Origin of the sequence: Lysinibacillus sp. NPDC097868 (genome assembly GCF_044761135.1) — a bacterium.
GTDB lineage: Bacteria > Bacillota > Bacilli > Bacillales_A > Planococcaceae > Lysinibacillus.
The window spans coordinates 394030-418029 of record NZ_JBIWBS010000003.1; the positions used below are offsets into that span (position 1 = coordinate 394030).

The window sequence follows — 24000 nt, forward strand, 5'->3', positions numbered from 1 at the left end:
ATGATGAATACATCCGTTTCAGAAAATAAGCATATATTGATGCCACGTAACTTTGGCAAGCTTATGATTTTGCTTGCCATATTACTTTGCCTTAGTATAATCGCATCGCTTGTATTTGGTTCTCGGATGATTACTTGGACTCAACTTCTGGATGGTTTATTCCATTCAGAAGTTGCTTCTCATGAGGCAAATGTTGTTCGACAAAGAATTGTTCGAACGATTTTTTGTTTTATGTGTGGTGCTGCTTTAGGTGTTTCAGGTGCCTTAATGCAGTCTGTAACACGTAATCCTATTGCGGATCCAAGTATATTAGGAGTGAATACAGGGGCATCTTTATTTGTTGTTTGTGGGATTGCCTTTTTTAATATTAGTTCTGCAAATCAATATATTTGGCTGGCAATAGTGGGTGCAATGATTACCGCTATTTTTGTATTTACTGTTGGTTCAATTGGTAGTGGAGGAGCAACACCGATAAAGCTCGTCTTAGCAGGAGCTGCTACGAGTGCAATATTATCATCATTAGTAGTGGCCGTTATGATTCCACGTACAAATGTTATGGATCAATTTAGATTTTGGCAAGTTGGCAGTGTAGGTTCAGGTAGCTGGGATAATATCACACTGTTTATTCCTTTTTTAATAATTGGTCTTTGTATAGCTATCTTCTCTGCACCTGCATTAAATGCTCTAGCACTAGGAGATGAAGTGGCGACTGGCTTAGGTGTAAAAACGGGGACAATCCGACTTCTTGCTTCATTTGGTGGCGTTTTATTATGCGGTGTGGCAACGGCATTAGCTGGCCCAATCGGGTTTATTGGATTGTTATCGACGCATTTAATTCGATTAATTATCGGTCCAGATGTACGTTTTGTTATTCCGCTTTCTGCATTAGCTGGGGCTATTATTTTAACAATTGCTGATGTGTGCGGAAGACTAGTAGGGAGTCCGAGTGAGCTTGAAGTAGGTATTGTTACGGCCTTCATTGGAGCTCCTCTATTAATTTTTATTACAATGAAAGCGAAAATGCGTGCATTATGATGAATGAAACAATGAATTCTATTTATAGCTCAAGAATGAAACGAAAACGTCGTTTCCTACTCATGACGTGCTTGCTAACAGTTATTTCTATCGTACTTATGAGTTTGATGCTTATGCTTGGCAATACAATTTATCCAGTAAAGGATGTTGTAGGCGTACTATTAGGTGAGGATGTCAAAGGTGCGTCCTTTGCTGTAGGTACAATCAGATTACCACGGATGATAGTTGGACTATTTTCAGGCTTTGCATTCGGTGTTGGTGGATACGTTTTCCAAACGATGTTACGAAATCCATTAGCTAATCCTAACGTAATTGGGATTACAGCTGGATCTAGCGCTGCGGCTGTCTTTTGCATTATTGTCCTGCATGCAAGTAATGCATTCGTATCGATTGCATCTGTAGTTGGCGGACTTTTAACCGCTATCGTTATTTTTGTATTGTCGAAAAGTAGCTCGTTCTCAATCGGTCGATTAATTTTAATCGGTATCGGTATTCAAGCGATGTTAAATGCTTTTATTTCCTACTTAATGGTCATTGGTAATACGCATGACCTCCCTTCAGCTATGCGTTGGTTAAGTGGCAGTTTGAATGGTGCAAAAATGGAGAACCTTTATCCATTAATCATGACAGTTTGTATTTGTACACCAATTGTTATTTATTTTGCTAGTAGATTAGAAATATTAGAGCTCGGTGAGCAAGCTGCTACATCACTTGGGGTTGATACGAACAAAACGAGATTGGTGCTCTTACTTAGCTCGGTTTTAATGATTGCGTTGGCTACAGCAGCTGCCGGTCCGATTGCGTTTGTTGCATTTCTAGCAGGTCCAATTGCCAAAAAAATCGTGGGCGTAGGCTTTTCAAATATCCTTCCTGCTGGCTTGGTTGGAGTTATTTTAGTATTAGCTGCAGATTTAATAGGTCAGTTCGCATTTGAAACCAGATATCCTGTTGGCGTAATTACAGGGATTATCGGTGCACCATATTTAATTTATTTATTAATTCGTATCAATCGAAAAGGAGATTTATAATATGAAGCCGACACATACATTTCGGGCTGAACAAATTACTGCCGGTTACGAAAATAAAACGATTTTACAAGATGTGAGTGTAACGATTCCTAGCAATAAAATTAGTATTATTATTGGTGCGAACGGCTGCGGAAAATCTACGCTTTTGAAAACGATGGCACGATTAATTAAGCCGACTTCCGGACAAGTAACGTTAGATGGGCAACCAATTCAAAAAATGCCCCCGAAGCAACTTGCTAAAGTACTAGGTTTATTACCACAATCACCTATCGTTCCAGAGGGAATTACGGTTGCAGATTTAGTTGGTAGAGGTAGATTTCCTCATCATAGCTTTTTAAAAGGTTGGTCAAAAAAGGATTATGAGGCTGTAGCAGAAGCGATGGAAATGATGAACATTACGGAATTTGCTGATCGCCATATTGATGAATTATCAGGTGGCCAAAGACAGCGTGTATGGATTGCGATGGCATTAGCGCAGCAGACCGATATTTTATTTTTGGATGAGCCTACAACGTATTTAGACATTACGTACCAAGTAGAAATTTTAGATTTACTGACAGATTTAAATCGTAAGTATGGCACGACAATTGTCATGGTGTTACATGATATTAACTTATCAGCACGTTATGCAGATTATATTTTTGCCCTACATGAAGGTAAGCTAGTAGCAGAAGGTACACCATCTGACATTATTACAAATGGTTTAATTAAAGATATATTCGCACTCGAGTGTATGGTTATCGAAGACCCAGTTTCAAATTCTCCATCAGTCGTGCCAATTGGACGACACCACAACCAGGTTGATAAAATAGCTCTTAAAACAATGTCAAGCTGAGTGGATAACTGAATGAGTGATTTGAGTGACTGTGTACGCTATCATTTCTTCAAGACAAGGGAAATTAAACGAGAGTTAGACTCTTGTTCAATTTCCCTTATCTTGTCTCTAAAGACGTACGTATAACATCCCCTCCCCCTCATAAAAAAATGCCACCTCCTCAATCTAAGTTAATAGATAAGGAAGGTGACAACGCTTTGTTCATCGAATTTTCATGAACGTATATTTAATTTTTATCCATGCATCGGGTCATTTTTATGCTTTGGCCCAATCATGTTAAATAAGATATTTAAGATAATCGCTGTTACCGAACCACAGACGATACCGTTAGACGTTAAGATTGCTACGCCTGGTGGTAATGATGCGAAAATATCTGGAACTACTGATACACCGACACCAAGACCAACTGCAATCGCTGCAATCATCGCATTTTCCGCTGATTCATTCATAACAGGTACAAGCATGCCCATACCTTGAGTTATTACCATACCGAACATCGCTAACATTGCCGCACCAAGTACTGGTGTTGGAATGATTGTTGTTAGTGCTGCGATTTTTGGTAGGAATCCAAGTGCTACAAGGAAGGCACCTGTTAGGTAGATAACTTTGCGATCTTTTACGCCTGACATACGCGTAAGTCCTACGTTTTGTGAGAATGTTGTGTATGGGAAGGCATTGAAAATACCTCCGATAACAGAAGCAAGACCTTCTGAACGATATCCACGTGCTAAATCTTTTGAATCTAATTTTTTATTACAAATATCGCTAAGTGCAAAATAAACACCTGATGATTCTACTAAAGAAACCATTGCTACAAGCGTCATTGTAAGAATTGCTGTCGCATCAAATGTTGGCATTCCAAAATAGAATGGCTGCACCATGTGGAATACGCCAGCATCTGAAACGGGTGTGAAATCCACTTTGCCCATAAATGCGCCTAACACCGTCCCTGCAACTAATCCAATTAAAATTGAAATTGCACGAGCAAAGCCTGTTGTAAAGCGATAAACGACTAGAATAATAACTAAAGTAATAAATGCTAGCGCAACATTAGAACCCGATGCGAAATCTGCTGCACCTTGTCCACCCGCCATATTGTTTAATGCAACAGGTAATAAAGAAATACCGATAATTGATACGACAGAACCTGTTACAACTGGAGGGAAAAATTTCACAAGCTTACCGAAGAAGCCTGCGATTACCATGACAATTAAACCTGATGCAATGATAGAACCATAGATGTCTGTAATGCCTTGTTCAGGGTTTGTCCCAATTGCAATAATTGGACTAACCGCTGTAAAAGTACAACCTAAAACTACTGGTAAACCAATACCTATAAATTTGCCTGAATACACTTGAAGTAATGTTGCGATACCACACATCATTATGTCAATTGCTACTAAATAAGTCATTTGCTTTGAATCAAAACCTAAAGCCCCACCGATAATAAGCGGTACTAAAATAGCACCTGCATACATCGCAAGTAAATGTTGAATAGCTAGCGTAGTTGACTTAAAGGCATTCATTATGCACGATCCTCCGTGGCAAACGTTACTTTACCATCTTCTAAAGAATCCACAATTGCTAATGATTCTACACGAACACCTTGCTCACGTAATAATTTCCCGCCGTCTTGGAAGCCTTTTTCAATGACAATGCCGACACCAACGACAGTTGCACCTGCTTGGGCTGCAATATCAAGTAAGCCTTTTACCGCTTCACCATTTGCTAAGAAATCGTCGACGATTAAAATATTGTCATCTTTATTTAAGAAATTACAAGATACTGAAATTTCATTTGTTTCGTTTTTTGTGAAAGAATGTACTTTTGAAGAATAAAGATTGTCTGATAATGTTAAAGATTTACGTTTACGTGCAAAAACTACTGGTGCACCGATTTCAAGTCCTAGCATTACAGAAGGTGCAATACCTGAAGACTCGATTGTTAATACTTTTGTAATAATGTCATCAGAGAAGCGATTTGCAAACTCATGCCCAATCTCTTTCATAAGTAGTGGATCAATTTGGTGGTTTAAAAAAGAGTCAACTTTTAATACAGACGAAGATAAAACTTTACCTTCCTGTTTAATTTTGTCGTGTAATAACTTCATTGCTGTTTTCCTTCTTTCTTATAATAATAAAAAAAGCGCTAAATACTTTGATTCCATTCATCTACGAGTGGAGCAAGGCATTCAGCGCATAAACGTCGAAATAAAATAGAAAACATCATCTCTAGTATGAATTTTCTAAAACAATGCTACCCATAGTCGATTCATTTACGGTAAATCGGTAGAAACTTACGAGCCATATTCTCGCTATTATATGAGTGAAATAGTATTAAGCTGTATGAACTTCCTTATTATAAATATCCATTTTTATAATTTCAATATGAATATGCATAATAAGCTGATACGTTACTTCATTCGGCAGAGGCATATATCTACCACCGGGAAAAGTTTAAATTTTCGGAATTTAATGGTATTTACGCATTTTTTTGGCGTAAACGTTCGTGTTTTCAATCAATGCTCTGATTATATCAGACTATTTTCGACCTTGCTAGTCATTATTTCGATAAATGGAAAGGTACAGTCATAATGACGACATTTTTGTGAAATAACAGCGATGTTCGAATTAATAGACTAGATTGATTGTGTAGCATATGCTGCCAACCTTTCTTCGGTAAAAACTGTGGAATAACGACTGTTACTTGATAGTCCGTTTTCGCATATTGGTGTTCCACTTTATCGATAAACTTTTTCAAAGGCTGTGTAATGCTACGATATGGCGAATAGTAAGTGACAAGTCGTACATCTGGTTGCCACGCCTTCCATTTTTCTTCAAAGGCTTTTGCATCCGCTTGATCGAATGCTACATAAAAAGCTATTATTTTATCAACATTCAAAGATTGCGCATAATGCAGTGAATTTTCCACCACTTTCGTAATACCCGCTACTGGTACGACAAAGACATTTCCCTCTACTTTCGGTAAAGCTTCTCCATTAAGTCGTAGTTGTTCCCCGACTGCATTGTAATGATGCTTAATGCGATGAAACATCCAAATAATAAGCGGTAAAAAGATAAATACCGGCCATACTTGAGGTAATTTTGTGACAAAAAACATCATCGCCACTACAAAAGAAATGATTGCCCCTATTGTATTGATAACAAATTTCATAACCCAGCCATTAGGCTTTTCACGCCACCATTTACGCATCATACCAGACTGCGCTAATGTAAATGGAATAAATACACCTACCGCATAGAGTGGAATTAAATGCTCAGTTGTGCCATCAAACAAAATAATAAGCACAATAGCTGCTAGCCCGAGCATCATTATCCCATTTGAATAGCCAAGTCGATCACCACGGATTTGAAATATTCTTGGAATAAAGCCGTCTTTCGATAAATTGACTGCTAATAAAGGAAAAGCTGAATAGCCTGTATTCGCAGCAAGCACTAAAATCATTGCTGTTGTTCCTTGCACAATATAATAAAATACATTGCGTCCCACACTCGCTTCGGCAATTTGCGAAACAACCGTTGCTTGTGCATTTGGAGCGACTCCGTAGAAATAAGCTAGGCTTACAATACCAATAAATAGTACTGCTAAAATACTACCCATCGCTAATAGCGTTTTTGCTGCATTAACCGGTGCAGGACTTTTGAAATTTGGAATTGCATTAGAAATTGCCTCTACACCAGTTAATGCCGAGCTTCCTGAGGCAAATGCCTTTAATAATAAAAACAAACTAATGCCCGCAACAGGCGTTCCAATTTTGGGATGTAAATCAGCCGGCACTTGCCCTGTTGCTACGTTATAGACTCCCATGCCAATGAGCATTAACATCACAAAGACGAATAAATAAACAGGGTACGCTAAAATAGACGCTGATTCAGTAACCCCTCGTAAATTTAATATCGTTAAACAAATAACAAAAAAAACAGCAATCGGAACGTTGTAAGCATGCAAACTTGGGAATGCTGAAGTAATAGCATCTGTCCCTGCTGATACACTTACTGCTACAGTTAAAATATAATCAACGAGTAATGACCCACCCGCTACAAGACCTGCATTCACACCTAAATTTTCGCGGGACACTACATATGCCCCACCACCATGTGGATATGCGAATATAACTTGTCGATACGATAAAGTTAGTGCCACAAGGAGCACCACTACCCCTGCCGCAATCGGTAACGAATACCAAAAGGCAACCGTACTGACAGTCATGAGCACAATTAAAATTTGCTCTGGACCGTATGCAACTGATGACAATGCGTCAGAAGATAATATGGCCAGTGCCTTTGTTTTACTAAGCTTTTGTTCCCCTAATGCATCGGATTTCAATGGTTTACCGATAACATAACGTTTGAATGAGGATTTCATCCTTAACACCTTCTAGATTCATAGAGTGTGTTTCGCATTTCTAAATCGATTACACCTTTCGCATAATCGGTCTCTTTATATCTACTGGGGCTTTTTCGTATCGAATGCCATCAAAAAAAACGTCTACAAGTCATCACTAAATACGACTTGTAGACGCTCTAACGTCTGACAAGCTCCAACTTTTCTGCTCTTAACGCTTACGAGGTTAGCTGTCGGATTCGGACCTGAGTAGCCCTACTCTTTAAAAAGAGATTCACCCCAAGAATTGTTTAAACAATCCATCAAAATTGGGTCCCCCGCGTTTAATTGCTTCAGCGATTTAGAAATTTGAAACTTTTATAATGATGTCATATTACGCCTGTAAATAAAAAAAGTAAAGAAGATATTGCCCGGTTTTTCATAAATTTTTTCTTATTCTTAGAGACAAGCTTTTATCAGCTGTCTATCGGCGATTCGGCGTGATTTATCGGCGATTTTTACTGTTTTACGGGCGATTTTCAAAATTTACTAAAAAAATTATGAGCAAACTTCTTCACATTTTTTAGTTCTAGCTATAGAATAGTAGTATTATTATTTTCCCATAGGAAACTTTATTTCATTTACGATACTTTTTGAAACGAGGGAACAAGATGGCCTATAAACAAATTACAAAACCGGCAGCCCAAGCAGTTTTAGATGGAGACATAAAAGGCTGGCGACGCATTTTACCCTTTCTAGGTCCGGCATTTATTGCAGCTGTTGCCTATATAGATCCCGGCAACTTTGCCACAAATATTACTGCTGGCTCGCAGTATGGGTATTTACTACTTTGGGTAATTGCCTTTTCAAATTTAATGGCTGTACTGATTCAATCTTTATCAGCCAAACTTGGTATTGCTACCGGAAAAAACTTGCCAGAAGTAGCAAGAGAAAATTTTTCTAAAAAAACTTCTATATTTTTATGGATACAGGCTGAACTTGTAATCATTGCAACCGACCTCGCTGAATTTATCGGTGCTGCCCTCGGTCTATATTTATTATTTGATATTCCGATGCTACCCGCCGCACTTATTACTGCAATTGGCTCATTTGCAATTTTAGAGCTACAGCGCAGAGGATTTAGAGCTTTTGAAGCGGGCATTTCGGGTATGGTGCTCATTGTTGTGCTAGCATTTGCGTTCCAGACATTTTTAGCCCAACCAAATTGGGGCGAAGTGACATTAGGAATGCTGACACCACAATTTGACGGTGTCGATTCACTCTTACTTGCAACGGGTATATTAGGAGCTACTGTTATGCCACACGCAATCTATCTACATTCTTCCTTAACACAAAATCGTGTGGTTGGTCGTAATGACAACGAAAAACGACGTATTTTCCGCTTTGAGTTTATCGATATCGTGATAGCAATGATTATTGCTGGTGCGATTAACATGAGTATGCTAATCATTGCAGCTGCAGTGTTCCATACGCAAGGCTTAGTAGTCGAGGATTTAGATATCGCCTATACCGGATTACGAGAAGCTCTTGGACCTATGGCAGCTGTGTCTTTCGGACTTGGATTACTCATTGCAGGGCTTGCAAGCTCTTCTGTTGGTACATTAGCAGGCGACGTTGTTATGCAAGGCTTCATCCAGCGAAAAATCCCTTTATATTTACGTAGAGCGATTACAATGATTCCACCTTTGGCTATTATTGCAGCAGGTGTCAATGCAACCTATGCACTTGTGTTAAGTCAAGTAATCTTGTCATTCGGTATTGCTTTTGCGCTTATCCCGCTTGTGATGTTTACAAGTAAAAAGAACATAATGGGTAGCCTGGTCAATCACCGTATCACAACAATTCTTGGTTGGTTTGTCGTTGTAATAGTAGTTGCGTTAAATATCTACTTATTATGGGAAACGTTATTTGCTTAAAAAAGAATGTTGGGACAAAACAATAAATTTTTTAGAAACAGGGTGCCAGGCACTCATCCAATTTCCTTGCTAGCCTTGTATTTTAAACTTACCTAAGTAAAAATCCACGTAGACTCCTGTGGGAACGCACGCAGCGTAAGACGCAACAAACCACTCGTTAGCGAGGGTTGCAGCTTACATCGCCCGCGGAAAGCGAAGTGGATTTTTACGATTTAGAAGCCGATAGTATGCTAGGTATTTATGCTGAGTGCCAGGCACTAAAACAATTACACTCACTGTAGCGAACATAAACGGCATAGCAAAAAAGTGATAGATTGATGGCAGTCAATCTATCACTTTTTCTCTTTGTCTCAGACTCTAGTTTTTAAGAAAGTGCCTTTAACCCTACGACTCCGATGATGATACAGCATACACTTGCTAAGCGGCCTTTACTTTTTGACTCACCAAAAAACATCATATTGATTAAGACTGCCCCTGCTGTACCAATGCCTATCCATACTGCATAAGCCGTACTCGTTTGTAAAAATTCAAATGATTTATATAAAAAGCTAAGTGACGCAGCAAATCCTCCTACATAGAGCAACATGCTGATAAATCCCTTTTTCGTGCTATATTTTTTCAGACCAATGACAGATACAAGTTCACTCGATGCAGCTAAAAAAACAAAAAACCATCCCATACTATATCACCTCTTTTGATCGTTTATTCTCTTCAACGGTATCAGAAACTTTTAAGCCAATAACACCTACTATCAATATAAAAATAAAGAGAAGCTTACCGATACTGACTACTTGATTAAAAATTAAAATATCCATTAAGGTCGTCCCCATTGTGCCAATTGCTGCAAATATTGCGTACACTGTTCCTGTTGGTAATTTCTCGCATGCCTTTGATAAAAAGTGCAAATCGAGCCCTATAAATATAACGATCAATAGCCATTCCCACCAATGAGAAGCCACATTGAAACCATAAATCCATATTAATTCAAAAAAACTAGTTAACCCCACATACAACCAAGCTTTTCCCATAAAAAAACCCTCCGTTAATAATGACTGAACTTCATTCATTTTTACTGTAAAAAAGAACTCACCAGAAATTTTAGTAAAAATCCGCTTTTTAATCTGGATTTCGAACGTTAATTTTCTTGTTTATAGCAACGTATTACTATAAACAAGACCGTTTATAGATTTCCACCTATATATCAAAGTTCATTGTAATATGTTTTATCTCTGTTCGCTTATTTTGCAACAGCCTTGTTTAAGACTAACGCATTACAAATAAATTCTAATAAATCTTTTTTATCCTCATTGATAAGCTCTTCATCCTTGGAATCAAATAAGTATGCACGTTCAGCAGCAGACTCGATTAATCCAAACACCATCTTTGACGTTGCGTAAGAATCAACGGCTATTAAAATTTCACCCTTTGACTTTGCGCTGTCCAGCTCATTTCTTAGCCAATTATAGTAAGGTGTATACGCATTTACCCAGTCTTTCAAATAATCAGAAGCCGACAACCCAGCATAAATGATTGCTACAAGTTCCTTATGCTCTCTCGTCATCATAAATATTGTATCTACTAATTGATTAAATTTTTCAATTAGTGGCGCTTGATCATCCACATTTTTTTGTATTGCTTCAAACATATTGTCGACCATAACCTTCGCAATTGCGGGCATAAGTGACATTTTTGAAGGGAAGTACAAATAAAAAGTTCCTTGTGCAATACCCGCCCTTTTTACAATATCAGCTATTTTTATTTTGTCGATACCTTGTTCTTTAAACAATTGAATAGCAGAGGTTACGATACGTTTTTCCTTATCCATTATGCGCCCCCTAAAAAATCATGAATTTTTAAAAATTGTAATCTAAACAAAAATAGAATTCAACCTCTTTCTTTTATCCAAAAATTATTATTTCCTATAATGGACCTGAAAAATTTATTTAATTTTGATAATTTTTAAAAATTAGTTTGACAAATGAACGAGATTCATTTAAATTTTATCCCAAGGAAGATGACTGAAATTCATTTTAAGAAAAAATCTCCCTCAACTAGTATTTTCATAACTGTAAGTACCATTTTCCACCTTGACAAGGGGTGTTACAAGGTGCAAATCGGTATTATTTTTTAATCAAAGGGGCGGAATTGATGATGAAAACAGGTTATATTTTTGACGAAAGTTATTTCTGGCATGACAACGGAAGCGGAACATTATATTTACCTTCGGGTGGTTACTTAGAAACAGATGTGTTTGTCGAACATCCTTCAACAAAAAGACGAATTAATAATTTACTTAATCGTTGTGGCCTAATGAAAGAATTAGAACAAATTGAGCCACGTTCTGCAACACGTGAGGAAATTGAAATGTTCCACACTAAGGAATATGTAGATAAAGTTAAGCATTTAAGTGATACAACTGGTGGAGACGCTGGAGATCATGCAATTGTTGGTAGAGGTTCTTATGAAATTGCTTTACTTTCAACGGGTGGCGCTTTAAAAGCTGTTGATGTTGTGATGAACGGTGAAGTCGATAATGTTTATGCATTAACTCGTCCACCTGGCCATCATGCAGAAGCTGCAAAAGGCATCGGCTTCTGTATTTTCAATAACGTTGCCATTGCTGCCAAATATGCAAAGCAAAAATACAATTTAGAAAGAGTTATGGTGTTAGATTGGGACGTTCACCATGGTAATGGAACAGAAAGTGCATTCTATGATACTGATGGTGTTTTATTCTTCTCAGTTCATCAGCATTTAAGTTTCCCTAATAATACGGGTTATGCAGAGAACGTAGGTGAGGCTGATGGAAAAGGATTTAACGTGAACATTCCGCTTCCTCCTGGTACAGGAAATGCAGGCTATATTGAAGCATTTAAGTCTATTGTGGAGCCAATCGTGAACGATTATAAACCAGAGCTAATCATTATTTCTGCTGGACAAGATCCAGGTATGTTCGATCCACTTGGACGTATGAACATGACTGCTGAAGGCTTTGCAGATTTAACGAAAATCATGATGAACTTAGCACACAAGCATACCGATGGAAAAATCGTCTTTTGTCATGAAGGTGGTTACAGTAATGCTTATGTTCCATTTTGTACATTGCGCATTATTGAAGAATTATGTGGTGTGAAAAGTGATGTAGAAGATCCATTCCAAGATTCCCAAGGGTATCCGGATTTTGTAAACGAAGTAGAAAAGAAAGCAATCAATGAAGTTATTTCAATTCAATCTGCTTACTGGCCATCATTAAAAGTAACTGTTTAAATTTAAAACACTATAAATATATTGAAAATAATTAATAAGAGGGAGGGTATCTATGAGCAATTCTATCGAGGAAATTAGTTATGAACATATTCCTTTGGAACAGCGTAATGGCACTGCTAAAGAGCTATTTTTCACATGGTTTGCCGCAAGTACAGTTTCTACAACACTTGTAACAGGATCTCTAGCTATCGTATTAGGGTTAAATTTTTGGTGGTCACTTGTTGCTATCCTATTAGGACATGGCATTGGAGCTGCAATTATGGCACTCCATTCTGCTACTGGTCCTAAAGCAGGTCTACCACAAGTAGTACAAAGTAGAGCACAATTCGGCTACTTCGGGGCTATCTTGCCTATGTTAATCATTCTCATCATGTATTTGGGCTACGGCGCAACAAATACCGTGTTAGTCGGACAAGGCATGCAAGAAACACTCGGCCTTAATATGAATGTAACGGTTATCGTAAGTCTTATTCCAATGGTTCTTCTAGCTATTTTTGGACAAGGCTTACTTCAAAAGTCGATGAAAATCTATACAATTGGCTTTACAGTGGTATTTATAATTTTATCTATTATGATTTTAGCGAATGTTTCCATGGATCTTTTAAATGCAGGTAATTTTTCTTTCAGCCAGTTTTTATTAATGACTTCCATTTGTGTAACATGGCAAATTACGTATGGTCCGTATGTATCTGACCATTCGAGATTTATCCATCCATCACAATCTAAAAAGGTATTTACTTATAGTTATCTTGGAAGCTTTGCAAGTTCAGTTTGGTTGATGGTTTTAGGTGCTGCCATTGCCACTATGGTTGTGAATGGTAATGTTATGGCACAAATTAAAGATATGGGCTCATTAGGTTTTATCATTGCATTACTGTTATCTCTTGGTGTCCTCGTTATTAACTCCTTAAATATTTATGGAGCAGGTATTATTATTTTATCGATTGCGAGTAACTTTTTAACGTTTAAAACATCTGCTAGACTGCGCACAATTACTTCCATTGCAATTGGTGTCATTATTGCGCTTATTGCCACTTGGAGCTCTAGCAATTTTATGGCTAATTTCCAATTATACTTAGGATTTATATTATTCTTTATCATTCCGTGGAGTATGATTACATTAACTGATTTTTATATTTTAAAGAGAGTACATTATCCTCCAGATGAGTTCAACAAAAAGGATGGCATTTTCGGGAAAATCAATATACCAACAATGATTATTTACTTGTTAACCATCTTTATTCAAATTCCATTTATTAATACGGAGTTATATGTAGGCCCTATTGCAAAAATGCTAGATGGATTGGATATTGCTTGGATTGTTGGTGGTGCGGTTTCTTTCCTATTGTATATTAGCTTTGCTAAATTAACGGCACCTGCTAAGCTTTCTGTAGACGTCTATGCAACGTCTAATGTAACTGAGAATAATTAATAAATAAGGTTCGTCAGGCTTCCCCAGGCCTTTTAAAAGCCCCTGTATGGTATTTTCGCACAGGGGCTTCCCTTATGTTATTAAACATCTACCTTTTCAATGTTGCGAATTGCTAAATAGGCAATCACTATACCTATAATTGCTAAAGTTATCGGAATTACAATAATATCATTCAATGAAAATGTGCCCGTATTTGATGAAACAACCATCACAATTAAAAGAGATGACAGTATTGTTGTTGGCACGGAGTATTTTTTCATACCAAAATACAATGGAATAAGAGCCATACTGGATGCCGCTACAGCATTCATTAATACTGTAGGAATGCGCTGCATAACCATTGCATTTGTTAATGTATCTGGGATTAATTGAAAGTTCTCGCTAATTATAAGGAAAATTACTGTAATAAAAATATTTGAAAGGATAATAGCGCTAAATGTAAATAATATAACAATGGCAAGCTTTGCTGCGATTAGTTTTTTTCTATTTATAGGATACATAAATGCAGTTATTATTGTTTTATTTTTATATTCGCCAATAATAAGTTTGGCAATTAATGTAGCCGCAAAAATAATAAATACACATCTTACAAAAGAATCAATGACAGTCAAAGCGATAGGATAGTTTTCTAAACCAGCGTCACCTTCAATTTTTGAGATGACTAAAATTAAAAACATAAAACCTAATATAGCGACATTTGCGATAATAGCAGCTGTCACATACGAGCCTAAATGGTTTTTTTTCATTTCTAAACGCATTAAATTAAGCATGGATTCCACCTCCATTGATTAATTTCAAGAAATAATCCTCTAAAGAACTTGTTTTCCTACTAATCTCTTCAATTTCAATATCATGTTCTATTAACGTTTTAGATAGTATTTTTTGTGAAATGGACATATCGTATATTCGAATACAGCGCTCATCAATGCATTTAAAATTGGTGATGCGTAATTGACTATCTAAAATAAAGGCAGCTCTTTTCCCCTCACTGACAATTAATTCAATAAAATCTGTTTGACTATGCCTTACATGCTCCATCGAAACTTCAGCAATTAACCTGCCATTATTAATGACCCCAATTGTATCAGCCATTTGCTCAATTTCAGCTAAAATATGACTGGAAACAATAATAGTAATGCCATATTCTTTACTTAACATCTTGAATAATTCTCTTAACTCTCTTATACCAACTGGATCAAGACCATTAATAGGTTCATCTAAAATTAGCAACTCTGGTTTAGTCATTATCGCACGTGCAATACCTAAACGTTGTTTCATCCCTAACGAAAAATCCTTTACTCTTTTACCATCCACATTGGTTAGCTTTACTAAATCAAGCACATGGCCGATTTCGTTTTTATTGTAATAACCCATATATTCGCAATGTAATTCGAGGTTTTCTTGTGCTGTTAACTTTTCATAGAAAATGGGGTATTCAATGATTGTACCCATTCTTTTTAGTACTTCGTACGACCGATCTGTTAATTTTTCACCGAAGATTTCAATATCCCCACTTGTCGGTTTGGCCAGATTAGTTAACATTTTCATAATCGTTGTTTTCCCCGCTCCATTTGGACCCAAAAAACCATATATCTCTCCTCTCTTAACATGCATATTGACTGTGGAAACCACTTCGTTTCCATCATAGACTTTTGTAAGCTGATTTGTTTTCACAATATACGCCATTTAAACCTCTCCCTTATATGTGGCTTCCTTTATTATAAGAAGTAAAACTCTCTATTTTATTACTTGATTCTTACAAATTCCTTAAGAGAAGAAGAAAAGCCTGTAGAGCTTTTTTAGCTCTACAGGCAGGGCTAGATTAGTACATCATTCTTTTTAATGAAATCGTAAAAACCGTCTTTTCATAAGGGATGCTTTTCAGTTGGATTGTACCATTCATTATTTCTACAAGTCGCTTTGTTATCGTTAGACCCAGCCCACTACCTTGAAATGATTTATTTCTTGAGTCTTCAAGCGTATACATCCTTTCAAATACGCTGTCTATATGATATTCATCAATACCTTTCCCACAATCCCAAACATCAATATAAACATCGGTAGCGTCATTCCTAACTGTTAGCCCAATTACATGTCCTTCTGCCCCGTAAGCAATCGCATTGGCGATTAAATTGTTCAATACTCTATCTAACGCATCTTCGTTGCCTAGAGCATACATCGGTGTTTCAGGTATGTGAATGTCAATATGAAGGCCCATCGACATCACCATATCGTAAAATGATAAAATATTTTTTCGGCATATTTCACTTACGTTTACTTTTGTTATTGGGTATTCTGTATCGCCCGCTTCAATTTTTGCCAAATCAAAAAATGTATGAATAAGCTTCAATACTTCCTCCGTTTTTAAATGGATTCCTGAAAGTAAGCGATTGTGTTCTGTATCTTTTAACGACTGTTGTAGCTGCAACATTTCTGTATAGCCTAGCACAACAGTTAACGGTGTTTTTAGATCATGCGAAATATTGGCAAGCATCTTTTTCATTGAACTTTCTGTTTTTCGATGTTTGGCTAATATTTTGTGCGTATCATTCAGTAATGCATTTATAGTAGTAAGCAGTTGCTGTAGTTCTTGATTCGAAGTAGCAACTAAAATTTTCTCGTTGGATTGTTCGTTCATAATAGCTTGTAGTTTGGTGTGCATGTATCTGAGCGTAACGTTTTGCTCACGTTTTCTTTTCAACTGAAAAAGAATGATTGCTAAGAGAAAAAGAATAATGGTAGATAAAAATAGCGTCATACGCCTAGCCCTCTAATTTATAGCCAATTCCCCAAAGTGTTTTAATATACTGAGGGTTGGAAGGGTCATCTTCAATTTTTTCTCGCAATCTTCTAATATGCACATTAATAATATTTTCATCACCATAATATTCATCATTCCAAATGAGTTGATAGATTTGCTGTTTGGTAAATACGCGATTCCGATTTGTGATAAATAGCTTTAAAATAGCAAATTCCTTTGAAGTTAGTTTCACCTGTTGTTGGTCTTTTTCAACTGAGAAATTAACGACATCAATCACTAAGTTACCAATTGTCACTGTCCCCTTCTTTTCCTCCATCGGGCTTGAATATTGTGTGGCCCTTCGTATTGCAGCCTTCACACGCGCTGAAAATTCCAACATTGAAAATGGCTTTGCAATATAATCATCCGCACCTAATCCAAGACCTAATGCTTTATCAACATCACTGTCTTTTGCTGACATCATAATAATAGGTAGTGCTTCTTTTTCTCGAATTATTTTTAATACTTCTAATCCATCTAGTTTAGGCATCATAATATCCAAAATAACTAAATCAAACGTTTTGCATAAACAAATTTGCACTGCTTCTTCACCATTTGTAACGGATGTAACAGCAAAGCCCTCCATTGTTAAAAACTTGTCGACCATTTCTCGTATGGTTTCATCATCTTCAACTAGTAATATACGTTTTTGCATGTTTAGGCACCTCTTTTCAATAAAGCATTATCTTTAATTCCCATTTGCTTTAACAGTTTTACATTTTTATCCTGTCTCTATATAGCTTACCATAGGTTTTTTTAAAAGTGCCTGGCACTCAAACAATTCTCAAACAATTTTCCAAGCTAATTAGACTCCTGCGCCGTACGCAACGGAAATCAACGCCAAATAAATAAAAGCTGCCCTATAACTAATAGGACAGCTTTTATTTCTATTTTTCTACTTTTAAATCACACTTTTGCAGTGGAATCATTTTTGTTTTATGTTTTATTTTATAGCCCAACCACAAGGCGATAAACAGTGGTATACCGATGTATGAAACAAGGACACCATACCAGTCAATTGAATGGCCTGTGAAAGCTGTATAGTTTTGACCAACTACAACAATCATACACACTGTAAATGCAAAGAGTGGCCCGAATGGATATAACTTTGCTTTATATGGTAGTAATTTTGAATCTAAGCCTTGAGCTTCAAAAGCTCTACGGAAGCGGTAATGACTAAAGGCTATACCAAGCCATGCAATGAAGCCTGACATCCCAGATGCGTTTAAAAGCCACATATAGACAACGCCATCACCAAAGAATGATGCTAAAAATGCTAAGCAACCTACTGCTAATGTCAACAGCAATGCGTAAATCGGAATTCCGCGACGGCTTAGCTTAGCGAAAATCTTAGGTGCATGTCCATCTACTGCTAATTGCCATAACATACGTGATGATGCATATAATCCAGAATTACCTGCAGATAACATCGCCGTTAAAATAATGGCATTCATTAATGAAGCAGCAAAGGCAATTCCTAAGCGGTCAAACACTAATGTGAATGGTGAAACAGCAATATCTTCAGATAATAAACGAGCATCTGTAAATGGAATTAACATCCCAATCGCTGCAATGGCTAAAATGTAAAATAAAATAATACGCCAGAAAACGGACTTAACAGCCTTCGGGATATTTTTACCAGGATCATCCGTTTCCCCAGCCGTTATCCCTAATAGTTCTGTCCCTTGGAACGAGAAGCCTGCTGCTAGAAATATTCCGAATGTAGCAAGGAAGCCACCGTGGAATGGTCCATCACTTATAAAGAAATTCGTAAAGCCTACAGGAGCTTGCCCACCTAAAATACCAAAAATCATCAATAGGCTGACAATAATGAAGACAATAACAGTCGCAACTTTTATCATTGCAAACCAATATTCACTTTCACCATAGCTTTTTACAGATAGTAAATTGAATGTTAGTACAATCGCAATAAATATGACTGTCCATAGTGCTGAAGAGCTGTCTGGGAACCAGTATTTCATTATAAGAGAAACTGCTGCAATTTCAGCGGCAATTGTAATCGCCCAGTTATACCAGTAGTTCCAGCCAAGTGCAAAGCCAAGCGCTGGATCTACAAATTTTGTTGCATACGTACTAAATGAACCTGATGACGGCATATAAGCTGCCATTTCACCTAAGCTCGTCATTAAGAAGTACACCATAATGCCGATTAATGCATAAGCAAGAAGTGCACCACCTGGTCCAGCCTGTGCTATAGCACCACCACTTGCTAAAAATAGCCCAGTTCCGATAGTACCGCCTAACGAAATCATTGTTATATGGCGGCTTTTTAATTCTTTTTTCAACTCTGGTGCTTTATGACCGAGCTGATTAGTTTTTATCTCACTCACGTTAAAGCTTCCTTCCTTTTCTAAGAGGCAAAAAAATGCCATCACATGAACGTTGTGATGGCTAAGTAAATCCTCTGTTTCTTAAAAATGATAGCACAACACGTTGTCCAACGTGACAGTTCTGTTCCTTTCGGAGACAGCCCCAGCATGAGGTTTTCAAGTCCCCTCACACTTCGGCAATATTTCCTTTCAGCTAACATCTTTAATGCTTGTCATCTCCATTAGCTTACTTATAAATACCGCGACCTCTACCTCAATACAAACATGAGGCATATAATTATTAAATTTATGATGTGTCTTAGTTTAACATACGACCTAAGACATTTCAATAAAACGATTAATGTTCTGTATTTTATGAATATTCTACTATTTTTATTATTGTGTTAAAGTGTTATAGTGGTTCGAATTATAATTGTTCTATTAGGGAGGTACTTATTTTGACAACTAACGAGGAATCTACTTATCTTAGCAGAAAGATTAACTGGAAGGGCACAACTCTCTTATTAGTCATCGGTGTAATTTTTCTTGCTTCGACATTACGTATGCCATTAACGGTTGTAGGACCAATTATTTCCTTCATTCGTGAGGATCTCGGTATATCTAACGTTCTTGCAGGCTTTCTAACAACCATTCCATTGCTTGCATTCGCGCTAGTGTCACCTATTGCCCCAGTAATAGCAAGAAAACTGGGTCTTGAATTAACATTATTTATATCAACAATTTTATTAGCACTAGGAATTGTGCTGCGCTCACTTGGAACAACTGGATTACTCGTATTTGGTACAATGATAATAGGTGTAGCTATTTCATTTGGTAACGTCCTTATTCCAGGGCTACTTAAAATGAAATTCCCTTATCATGTTGGATTACTGATGGCATTTTTCACCATGTCCATGAACTTAACAGCTGGAATTGGCGCTGGTATTAGTTATCCCATTGCCAATGCATCTCTTGGCTGGCAAGGTGCACTTGCAATCGCTCTAGCTCTTGTCGTAGTGACTATTTTGATTTGGATCCCACAGTTAAAATTTAATAAGCCTGAACCAACTGTAGCCACTACGAAAGCACGTATACCATTGTGGAAATCACCAGTTACTTGGGCAGTCACTGGCGCGATGGGTTTACAATCATTATTATTTTATACAACCGCAGCTTGGATTCCTGAAATCTATATTGCACAAGGAATAGCCGCAGATCGAGCAGGTTGGATGTTTTCCATCATGCAAATTTCACAAGTACCTATGGCTTTAGCTGTACCGATTATCGCTAGTAAAATGACATCACAGCGACCTCTCGTTTTAATGTTTACTGCCTTTTATTTCATCGGCTTTACTGGCCTTGTCATGGAATGGACTAGTCTTGCTGTATTGTGGATGATATTGCTAGGCTTAGCAGGCGGCGCATCATTTTCACTTGCAATGATGTTCTTTACACTTCGTACACGGACGGCATTTGAGGCCGCTGATTTATCTGGCTTTGCACAATCATTAGGCTATTTATTAGCCGCAGTAGGTCCTATTTTATTTGGTTACTTACATGATTTATTTGGCGGCTGGGATACAGCTGGCTGGCTATTTGTTGTCGTTGCGGCATTACTATTCTTCTGCTCGTTTAGAGCTTCTAGAAATGAATATATAAATTAAAAAAAAGGCAGCTCATCATACTATGAGCTGCCTCTTTACCTTTAGTAAGGCGGTTTCTGATAAAAATAATTGGGTGTATTATAAACATTGACATATGGCTTATGAAAAATATGTGTCGTTGCAGGAGATAATGGCGGAATCAACCAAGTCCAGTTGCCTGTTAAGTCACGGCCTGCCTTCTGTTCAGCTTCTTCAAATAGCTTAAATTGCTGTGCAGCAGTATGATGATCGACTATACTTACACCATCTTCTTTAAAGGAATGGAGTACAGCAATATTTAATTCAACTAATGCACGATCACGCCAAAGTGATGCCTGCTTTGTTGTATCGAGACCAAAAATTTCAGCGATCTTCGGTAACATATCATAACGATCATGATCAGCTAAATTACGTGCCCCAATTTCTGTTCCCATATACCAGCCATTAAAAGGTGCGGCCTGAAAATCAATACCTGCCATTTGAAAGCGCATGCTTGAAATAATCGGCACTGCATACCATTTCAATGCTAGTTTCTCCACCTGTGGATGCTCAGGATGGCGAATTGCAACTTCCAATACATCTTCACGTGGAATTGTAAATAATTGCGGCTTACGATTATCCACCTGTATAACGAGTGGTAGTACATCAAATGCCGTTCCTTCCCCCTGCCAACCTAGTGATTCGCATACTTTTGTAAATGGCACAGAATGTGGATCACCAACGATGCCAGCTTCTGTCTCATAGCCTGCATAACGTATGAGCTGATGATTCCAAATCTTTACTCTTCCAGATGCAAATACCGTTATCGTTGGACGGATTTTACCATCATTTGTCGCATATCGAATATGATATAGCAACTTCTCAAATATGCCTTGCTCATCTAAAACATCGCGTGCATCCTCCACATGCAGTGAGTGCCAAAATAATCTTCCGATACATTTATTACTATTACGCCAGGCTACTCGTGCGCCAAAAGTAAGCTCCTCTGTTGAAGGAATATATACTCCCTCTTTTTCAACTTGCTGTAATCTATTTGTTAGCCATTGTGCAGACTCATTTTGTTCCATTTGATAAAGTGTTAAAAAACGTTGTATCTCTTGTAGTTTCATGTCGTTTTCCTCCATCTAACCTCATATTAGATGAATAGAAATAAATTCACCATGAAAAAATCCATCAGAAAACATACATCTTTTATATATGAAATACTTTGTTCAAATTTAAAGCGACAGTCGAAAATTCTTCATCAAAATTTTATAATAACTAAGTAAATAACTTGAAAAATTACAAAGAAAAAGCATGTAGCAACAATATGCTACATGCTTTACTAGATGACCCCTACGGGATTCGAACCCGTGTTACCGCCGTGAAAGGGCGGTGTCTTAACCGCTTGACCAAGGGGCCATGGCTCCGAAGGCAGGACTCGAACCTGCGACAACCTGATTAACAGTCAGGTGCTACTACCAACTGAGCTACTTCGGAATAAGTTTATAATGGGCCTAAATGGACTCGAACCATCGACCTCACGCTTATCAGGCGTGCGCTCTAACCAGCTGAGCTATAGGCCCTCTTTGGAGCGGGTGATGAGAATCGAACTCACGACATCAGCTTGGAAGGCTGAGGTTTTACCATTAAACTACACCCGCAAAAAAAGATGGGTCAGGACGGAATCGAACCGCCGACACTTAGAGCTTCAATCTAATGCTCTACCAACTGAGCTACTGACCCGGAAAAACAAAATGGAGGAGGTAGAGGGATTCGAACCCCCGCGCGGTGTTACCCGCCTGTCGGTTTTCAAGACCGATCCCTTCAGCCAGACTTGGGTATACCTCCGGAAACAAATAAATATGGTGGAGCCTAGCGGGATCGAACCGCTGACCTCCTGCGTGCAAGGCAGGCGCTCTCCCAGCTGAGCTAAGGCCCCAATTTTAAAAGATGATCGGAATGACAGGATTCGAACCTACGACCCCTTGGTCCCAAACCAAGTGCTCTACCAAGCTGAGCTACATTCCGTTACTGTCTATCTTATCTTTTTATGGCGCGCCCGGCAGGAGTCGAACCCACAACCTTCTGATCCGTAGTCAGACGCTCTATCCAATTGAGCTACGGGCGCTTAATATTAAAAAATGGTGCCGAGGGCCGGAATCGAACCGGCACGGTAGTCACCTACCGCAGGATTTTAAGTCCTGTGCGTCTGCCAGTTCCGCCACCCCGGCACATTTGGAGCGGAAGACGAGGTTCGAACTCGCGACCCCCACCTTGGCAAGGTGGTGTTCTACCACTGAACTACTTCCGCATGTGCATAAGATTATTTATCCTGGCAATTATGAAATTGAAATAAATGGTGCGGGTGAAGGGAGTCGAACCCCCACGCCTCGCGGCGCTAGATCCTAAGTCTAGTGCGTCTGCCAATTCCGCCACACCCGCAAATATGATGAGCCATGAAGGACTCGAACCTTCGACCCTCTGATTAAAAGTCAGATGCTCTACCAACTGAGCTAATGGCTCATATTATGAATAAAAAATGGCTGGGGTACCTGGATTCGAACCAGGGCATGACGGAATCAAAATCCGTTGCCTTACCGCTTGGCTATACCCCAATAGTTTTATATGGGGCGACTGATGGGAATCGAACCCACGAATGTCGGAACCACAATCCGATGCGTTAACCACTTCGCCACAACCGCCATATTAAATATAACAGTAGCTTAACCTAAAAAAATTGGCAGGGGCAGTAGGAATCGAACCCACACCAAAGGTTTTGGAGACCTCTATTCTACCGTTGAACTATGCCCCTATAAGTAAAAACTGGTGGAGGGGGACGGATTCGAACCGCCGAACCCTAAGGAGCGGATTTACAGTCCGCCGCGTTTAGCCACTTCGCTACCCCTCCAAGGGCTGATGCCGGCGATAGGAGTCGAACCCACGACCTACTGATTACAAGTCAGTTGCTCTACCAACTGAGCTACACCGGCATACAAAGACGGTCCCGACCGGGATCGAACCGGCGATCTCCTGCGTGACAGGCAGGCATGTTAACCGCTACACCACGGGACCTTAATTTGGTTGCGGAGACAGGATTTGAACCTGTGACCTTCGGGTTATGAGCCCGACGAGCTACCACTGCTCCACCCCGCGACAATATTACTTTAAATTTATAAAATGGTGGAGGATGACGGGCTCGAACCGCCGACCCTCTGCTTGTAAGGCAGATGCTCTCCCAGCTGAGCTAATCCTCCCCATAAAAAATAAAGCGAAGCGACGTCCTACTCTCACAGGGGGAAGCCCCCAACTACCATCGGCGCTAAAGAGCTTAACTTCCGTGTTCGGTATGGGAACGGGTGTGACCTCT

General features: G+C 38.5%; 19 protein-coding genes, 21 tRNA genes, 1 rRNA gene and 3 riboswitches. Of the genes, 7 read left to right on the top strand and 34 right to left on the bottom strand.

From position 1 onward, the window contains the following. From ACIQXJ_RS18800 to ACIQXJ_RS18810, 3 genes are read left to right on the top strand one after another with little or no spacing between them, the layout of a single operon-like run. Complete coding sequence (locus tag ACIQXJ_RS18800; protein WP_403055616.1) at nt 1-1035, top strand: FecCD family ABC transporter permease; 1035 nt, start codon at nt 1-3, stop codon at nt 1033-1035. After that, on the top strand, nt 1032-2063 hold the full coding sequence (locus ACIQXJ_RS18805; protein ID WP_403055614.1) for a FecCD family ABC transporter permease: 1032 nt from the start codon (nt 1032-1034) through the stop codon (nt 2061-2063). The genes ACIQXJ_RS18800 and ACIQXJ_RS18805 overlap by 4 nt, the downstream gene beginning before the upstream one ends. Nucleotide 2064: 1 nt before the next feature. Continuing rightward, on the top strand, nt 2065-2898 hold the full coding sequence (locus ACIQXJ_RS18810; RefSeq protein ID WP_403055612.1) for an ABC transporter ATP-binding protein: 834 nt from the start codon (nt 2065-2067) through the stop codon (nt 2896-2898). Between the two features lie 233 nt (nt 2899-3131). Here the strand turns inward: ACIQXJ_RS18810 and ACIQXJ_RS18815 are convergent, their stop codons facing one another. From ACIQXJ_RS18815 to ACIQXJ_RS18825, 3 genes are all read right to left on the bottom strand, one after another. Then, entirely contained in the window at nt 3132-4424 is a 1293-nt protein-coding gene (locus ACIQXJ_RS18815; protein ID WP_401011226.1) for a nucleobase:cation symporter-2 family protein, read from the bottom strand. Further along, nucleotides 4424-5008 carry a xanthine phosphoribosyltransferase gene (locus ACIQXJ_RS18820; protein WP_340821307.1) on the bottom strand — a complete coding sequence of 195 codons (585 nt, stop codon included), beginning with the start codon at nt 5006-5008 and terminating at the stop codon, nt 4424-4426. Before ACIQXJ_RS18820 ends, ACIQXJ_RS18815 begins: the two co-directional genes overlap by 1 nt. A gap of 133 nt (nt 5009-5141) precedes the next feature. After that, a riboswitch (purine riboswitch) is annotated at nt 5142-5243 on the bottom strand. A gap of 217 nt (nt 5244-5460) precedes the next feature. Continuing rightward, on the bottom strand, nt 5461-7284 hold the full coding sequence (locus ACIQXJ_RS18825; RefSeq protein ID WP_403055610.1) for an APC family permease: 1824 nt from the start codon (nt 7282-7284) through the stop codon (nt 5461-5463). A gap of 180 nt (nt 7285-7464) precedes the next feature. Beyond that, nucleotides 7465-7611, bottom strand: a riboswitch (cyclic di-AMP (ydaO/yuaA leader). A gap of 302 nt (nt 7612-7913) precedes the next feature. Here ACIQXJ_RS18825 and ACIQXJ_RS18830 point away from each other — a divergent pair. Next, entirely contained in the window at nt 7914-9179 is a 1266-nt protein-coding gene (locus ACIQXJ_RS18830; protein WP_403055608.1) for an Nramp family divalent metal transporter, read from the top strand. Nucleotides 9180-9543: 364 nt separating this feature from the next. On the opposite strand, the gene ACIQXJ_RS18835 is transcribed toward ACIQXJ_RS18830, so the two are convergent. From ACIQXJ_RS18835 to ACIQXJ_RS18845, 3 genes are all read right to left on the bottom strand, one after another. Next, the gene (locus ACIQXJ_RS18835) at nt 9544-9858 is read right to left on the bottom strand and encodes a DMT family transporter (protein WP_403055607.1); all 315 of its coding nucleotides are present in this window, start codon (nt 9856-9858) and stop codon (nt 9544-9546) included. A 1-nt stretch (nt 9859) separates the two neighbouring features. Next, nucleotides 9860-10207: a DMT family transporter gene (locus tag ACIQXJ_RS18840; protein WP_403055605.1), complete on the bottom strand. Its 348-nt coding sequence runs from the start codon at nt 10205-10207 to the stop codon at nt 9860-9862. Between the two features lie 209 nt (nt 10208-10416). Then, nucleotides 10417-11004, bottom strand: coding sequence for a TetR/AcrR family transcriptional regulator (locus ACIQXJ_RS18845; protein ID WP_403055603.1), 588 nt, complete (start codon nt 11002-11004; stop codon nt 10417-10419). A gap of 323 nt (nt 11005-11327) precedes the next feature. Between ACIQXJ_RS18845 and ACIQXJ_RS18850 the strand changes: the two genes are divergently transcribed. After that, nucleotides 11328-12446, top strand: a complete 1119-nt coding sequence (locus ACIQXJ_RS18850) for a class II histone deacetylase (protein WP_403055601.1) — start codon at nt 11328-11330, stop codon at nt 12444-12446. Between the two features lie 52 nt (nt 12447-12498). Next, a complete protein-coding gene (locus tag ACIQXJ_RS18855) occupies nt 12499-13878 on the top strand; it encodes a purine-cytosine permease family protein (protein ID WP_403055599.1) in 1380 nt (459 codons plus the stop codon). An 80-nt stretch (nt 13879-13958) separates the two neighbouring features. Here ACIQXJ_RS18855 and ACIQXJ_RS18860 read toward each other — a convergent pair whose 3' ends face one another. The 5 genes from ACIQXJ_RS18860 to ACIQXJ_RS18880 form a co-directional block, all read right to left on the bottom strand. Then, nucleotides 13959-14648: an ABC transporter permease gene (locus tag ACIQXJ_RS18860; RefSeq protein WP_403055597.1), complete on the bottom strand. Its 690-nt coding sequence runs from the start codon at nt 14646-14648 to the stop codon at nt 13959-13961. Continuing rightward, nucleotides 14641-15564, bottom strand: a complete 924-nt coding sequence (locus tag ACIQXJ_RS18865; protein WP_403055595.1) for an ABC transporter ATP-binding protein — start codon at nt 15562-15564, stop codon at nt 14641-14643. Before ACIQXJ_RS18865 ends, ACIQXJ_RS18860 begins: the two co-directional genes overlap by 8 nt. Before the next feature lie 136 nt (nt 15565-15700). Then, on the bottom strand, nt 15701-16636 hold the full coding sequence (locus tag ACIQXJ_RS18870; protein ID WP_403055593.1) for a sensor histidine kinase: 936 nt from the start codon (nt 16634-16636) through the stop codon (nt 15701-15703). Nucleotides 16637-16640: 4 nt separating this feature from the next. Further along, a complete protein-coding gene (locus tag ACIQXJ_RS18875) occupies nt 16641-17333 on the bottom strand; it encodes a response regulator transcription factor (RefSeq protein WP_403055591.1) in 693 nt (230 codons plus the stop codon). A 232-nt stretch (nt 17334-17565) separates the two neighbouring features. Beyond that, nucleotides 17566-19029, bottom strand: a complete 1464-nt coding sequence (locus ACIQXJ_RS18880) for an amino acid permease (protein ID WP_403055589.1) — start codon at nt 19027-19029, stop codon at nt 17566-17568. A gap of 83 nt (nt 19030-19112) precedes the next feature. Beyond that, a riboswitch (Lysine riboswitch) is annotated at nt 19113-19288 on the bottom strand. A gap of 178 nt (nt 19289-19466) precedes the next feature. Between ACIQXJ_RS18880 and ACIQXJ_RS18885 the strand changes: the two genes are divergently transcribed. Continuing rightward, nucleotides 19467-20672 carry a CynX/NimT family MFS transporter gene (locus ACIQXJ_RS18885; RefSeq protein ID WP_403055587.1) on the top strand — a complete coding sequence of 402 codons (1206 nt, stop codon included), beginning with the start codon at nt 19467-19469 and terminating at the stop codon, nt 20670-20672. A 41-nt stretch (nt 20673-20713) separates the two neighbouring features. Here the strand turns inward: ACIQXJ_RS18885 and ACIQXJ_RS18890 are convergent, their stop codons facing one another. The 23 genes from ACIQXJ_RS18890 to rrf all read right to left on the bottom strand — a co-directional run. After that, complete coding sequence (locus tag ACIQXJ_RS18890) at nt 20714-21760, bottom strand: nitric oxide synthase oxygenase (RefSeq protein WP_403055585.1); 1047 nt, start codon at nt 21758-21760, stop codon at nt 20714-20716. Nucleotides 21761-21980: 220 nt separating this feature from the next. Further along, nucleotides 21981-22052, bottom strand: a tRNA-Glu gene (locus ACIQXJ_RS18895). A 1-nt stretch (nt 22053) separates the two neighbouring features. Beyond that, nucleotides 22054-22130, bottom strand: a tRNA-Asn gene (locus tag ACIQXJ_RS18900). A 12-nt stretch (nt 22131-22142) separates the two neighbouring features. Continuing rightward, nucleotides 22143-22216: transfer RNA gene (locus ACIQXJ_RS18905), tRNA-Ile, on the bottom strand. A gap of 4 nt (nt 22217-22220) precedes the next feature. Continuing rightward, nucleotides 22221-22294 (bottom strand) — tRNA-Gly (locus ACIQXJ_RS18910). A 9-nt stretch (nt 22295-22303) separates the two neighbouring features. Further along, nucleotides 22304-22376: transfer RNA gene (locus tag ACIQXJ_RS18915), tRNA-Phe, on the bottom strand. A gap of 12 nt (nt 22377-22388) precedes the next feature. Beyond that, nucleotides 22389-22481: transfer RNA gene (locus tag ACIQXJ_RS18920), tRNA-Ser, on the bottom strand. A gap of 15 nt (nt 22482-22496) precedes the next feature. Beyond that, nucleotides 22497-22572, bottom strand: a tRNA-Ala gene (locus tag ACIQXJ_RS18925). A gap of 15 nt (nt 22573-22587) precedes the next feature. Beyond that, nucleotides 22588-22661, bottom strand: a tRNA-Pro gene (locus ACIQXJ_RS18930). 23 nt (nt 22662-22684) lie between these two features. Continuing rightward, nucleotides 22685-22761: transfer RNA gene (locus ACIQXJ_RS18935), tRNA-Arg, on the bottom strand. A 14-nt stretch (nt 22762-22775) separates the two neighbouring features. Further along, nucleotides 22776-22864, bottom strand: a tRNA-Leu gene (locus ACIQXJ_RS18940). A 5-nt stretch (nt 22865-22869) separates the two neighbouring features. Continuing rightward, nucleotides 22870-22944 (bottom strand) — tRNA-Gly (locus ACIQXJ_RS18945). 46 nt (nt 22945-22990) lie between these two features. Then, a tRNA-Leu gene (locus ACIQXJ_RS18950) sits at nt 22991-23075 on the bottom strand. Between the two features lie 8 nt (nt 23076-23083). Then, nucleotides 23084-23156 (bottom strand) — tRNA-Lys (locus ACIQXJ_RS18955). Nucleotides 23157-23173: 17 nt separating this feature from the next. Continuing rightward, nucleotides 23174-23248, bottom strand: a tRNA-Gln gene (locus tag ACIQXJ_RS18960). An 11-nt stretch (nt 23249-23259) separates the two neighbouring features. Continuing rightward, a tRNA-His gene (locus ACIQXJ_RS18965) sits at nt 23260-23335 on the bottom strand. A gap of 36 nt (nt 23336-23371) precedes the next feature. After that, nucleotides 23372-23445, bottom strand: a tRNA-Trp gene (locus ACIQXJ_RS18970). 12 nt (nt 23446-23457) lie between these two features. Then, nucleotides 23458-23541: transfer RNA gene (locus tag ACIQXJ_RS18975), tRNA-Tyr, on the bottom strand. Nucleotides 23542-23550: 9 nt separating this feature from the next. Then, nucleotides 23551-23623, bottom strand: a tRNA-Thr gene (locus ACIQXJ_RS18980). Between the two features lie 9 nt (nt 23624-23632). Continuing rightward, nucleotides 23633-23705, bottom strand: a tRNA-Asp gene (locus tag ACIQXJ_RS18985). Nucleotides 23706-23711: 6 nt separating this feature from the next. After that, nucleotides 23712-23786, bottom strand: a tRNA-Met gene (locus ACIQXJ_RS18990). A gap of 25 nt (nt 23787-23811) precedes the next feature. Beyond that, nucleotides 23812-23887 (bottom strand) — tRNA-Val (locus tag ACIQXJ_RS18995). A gap of 14 nt (nt 23888-23901) precedes the next feature. Continuing rightward, a 5S ribosomal RNA gene (rrf, locus tag ACIQXJ_RS19000) occupies nt 23902-24000 on the bottom strand; the annotation flags it as partial.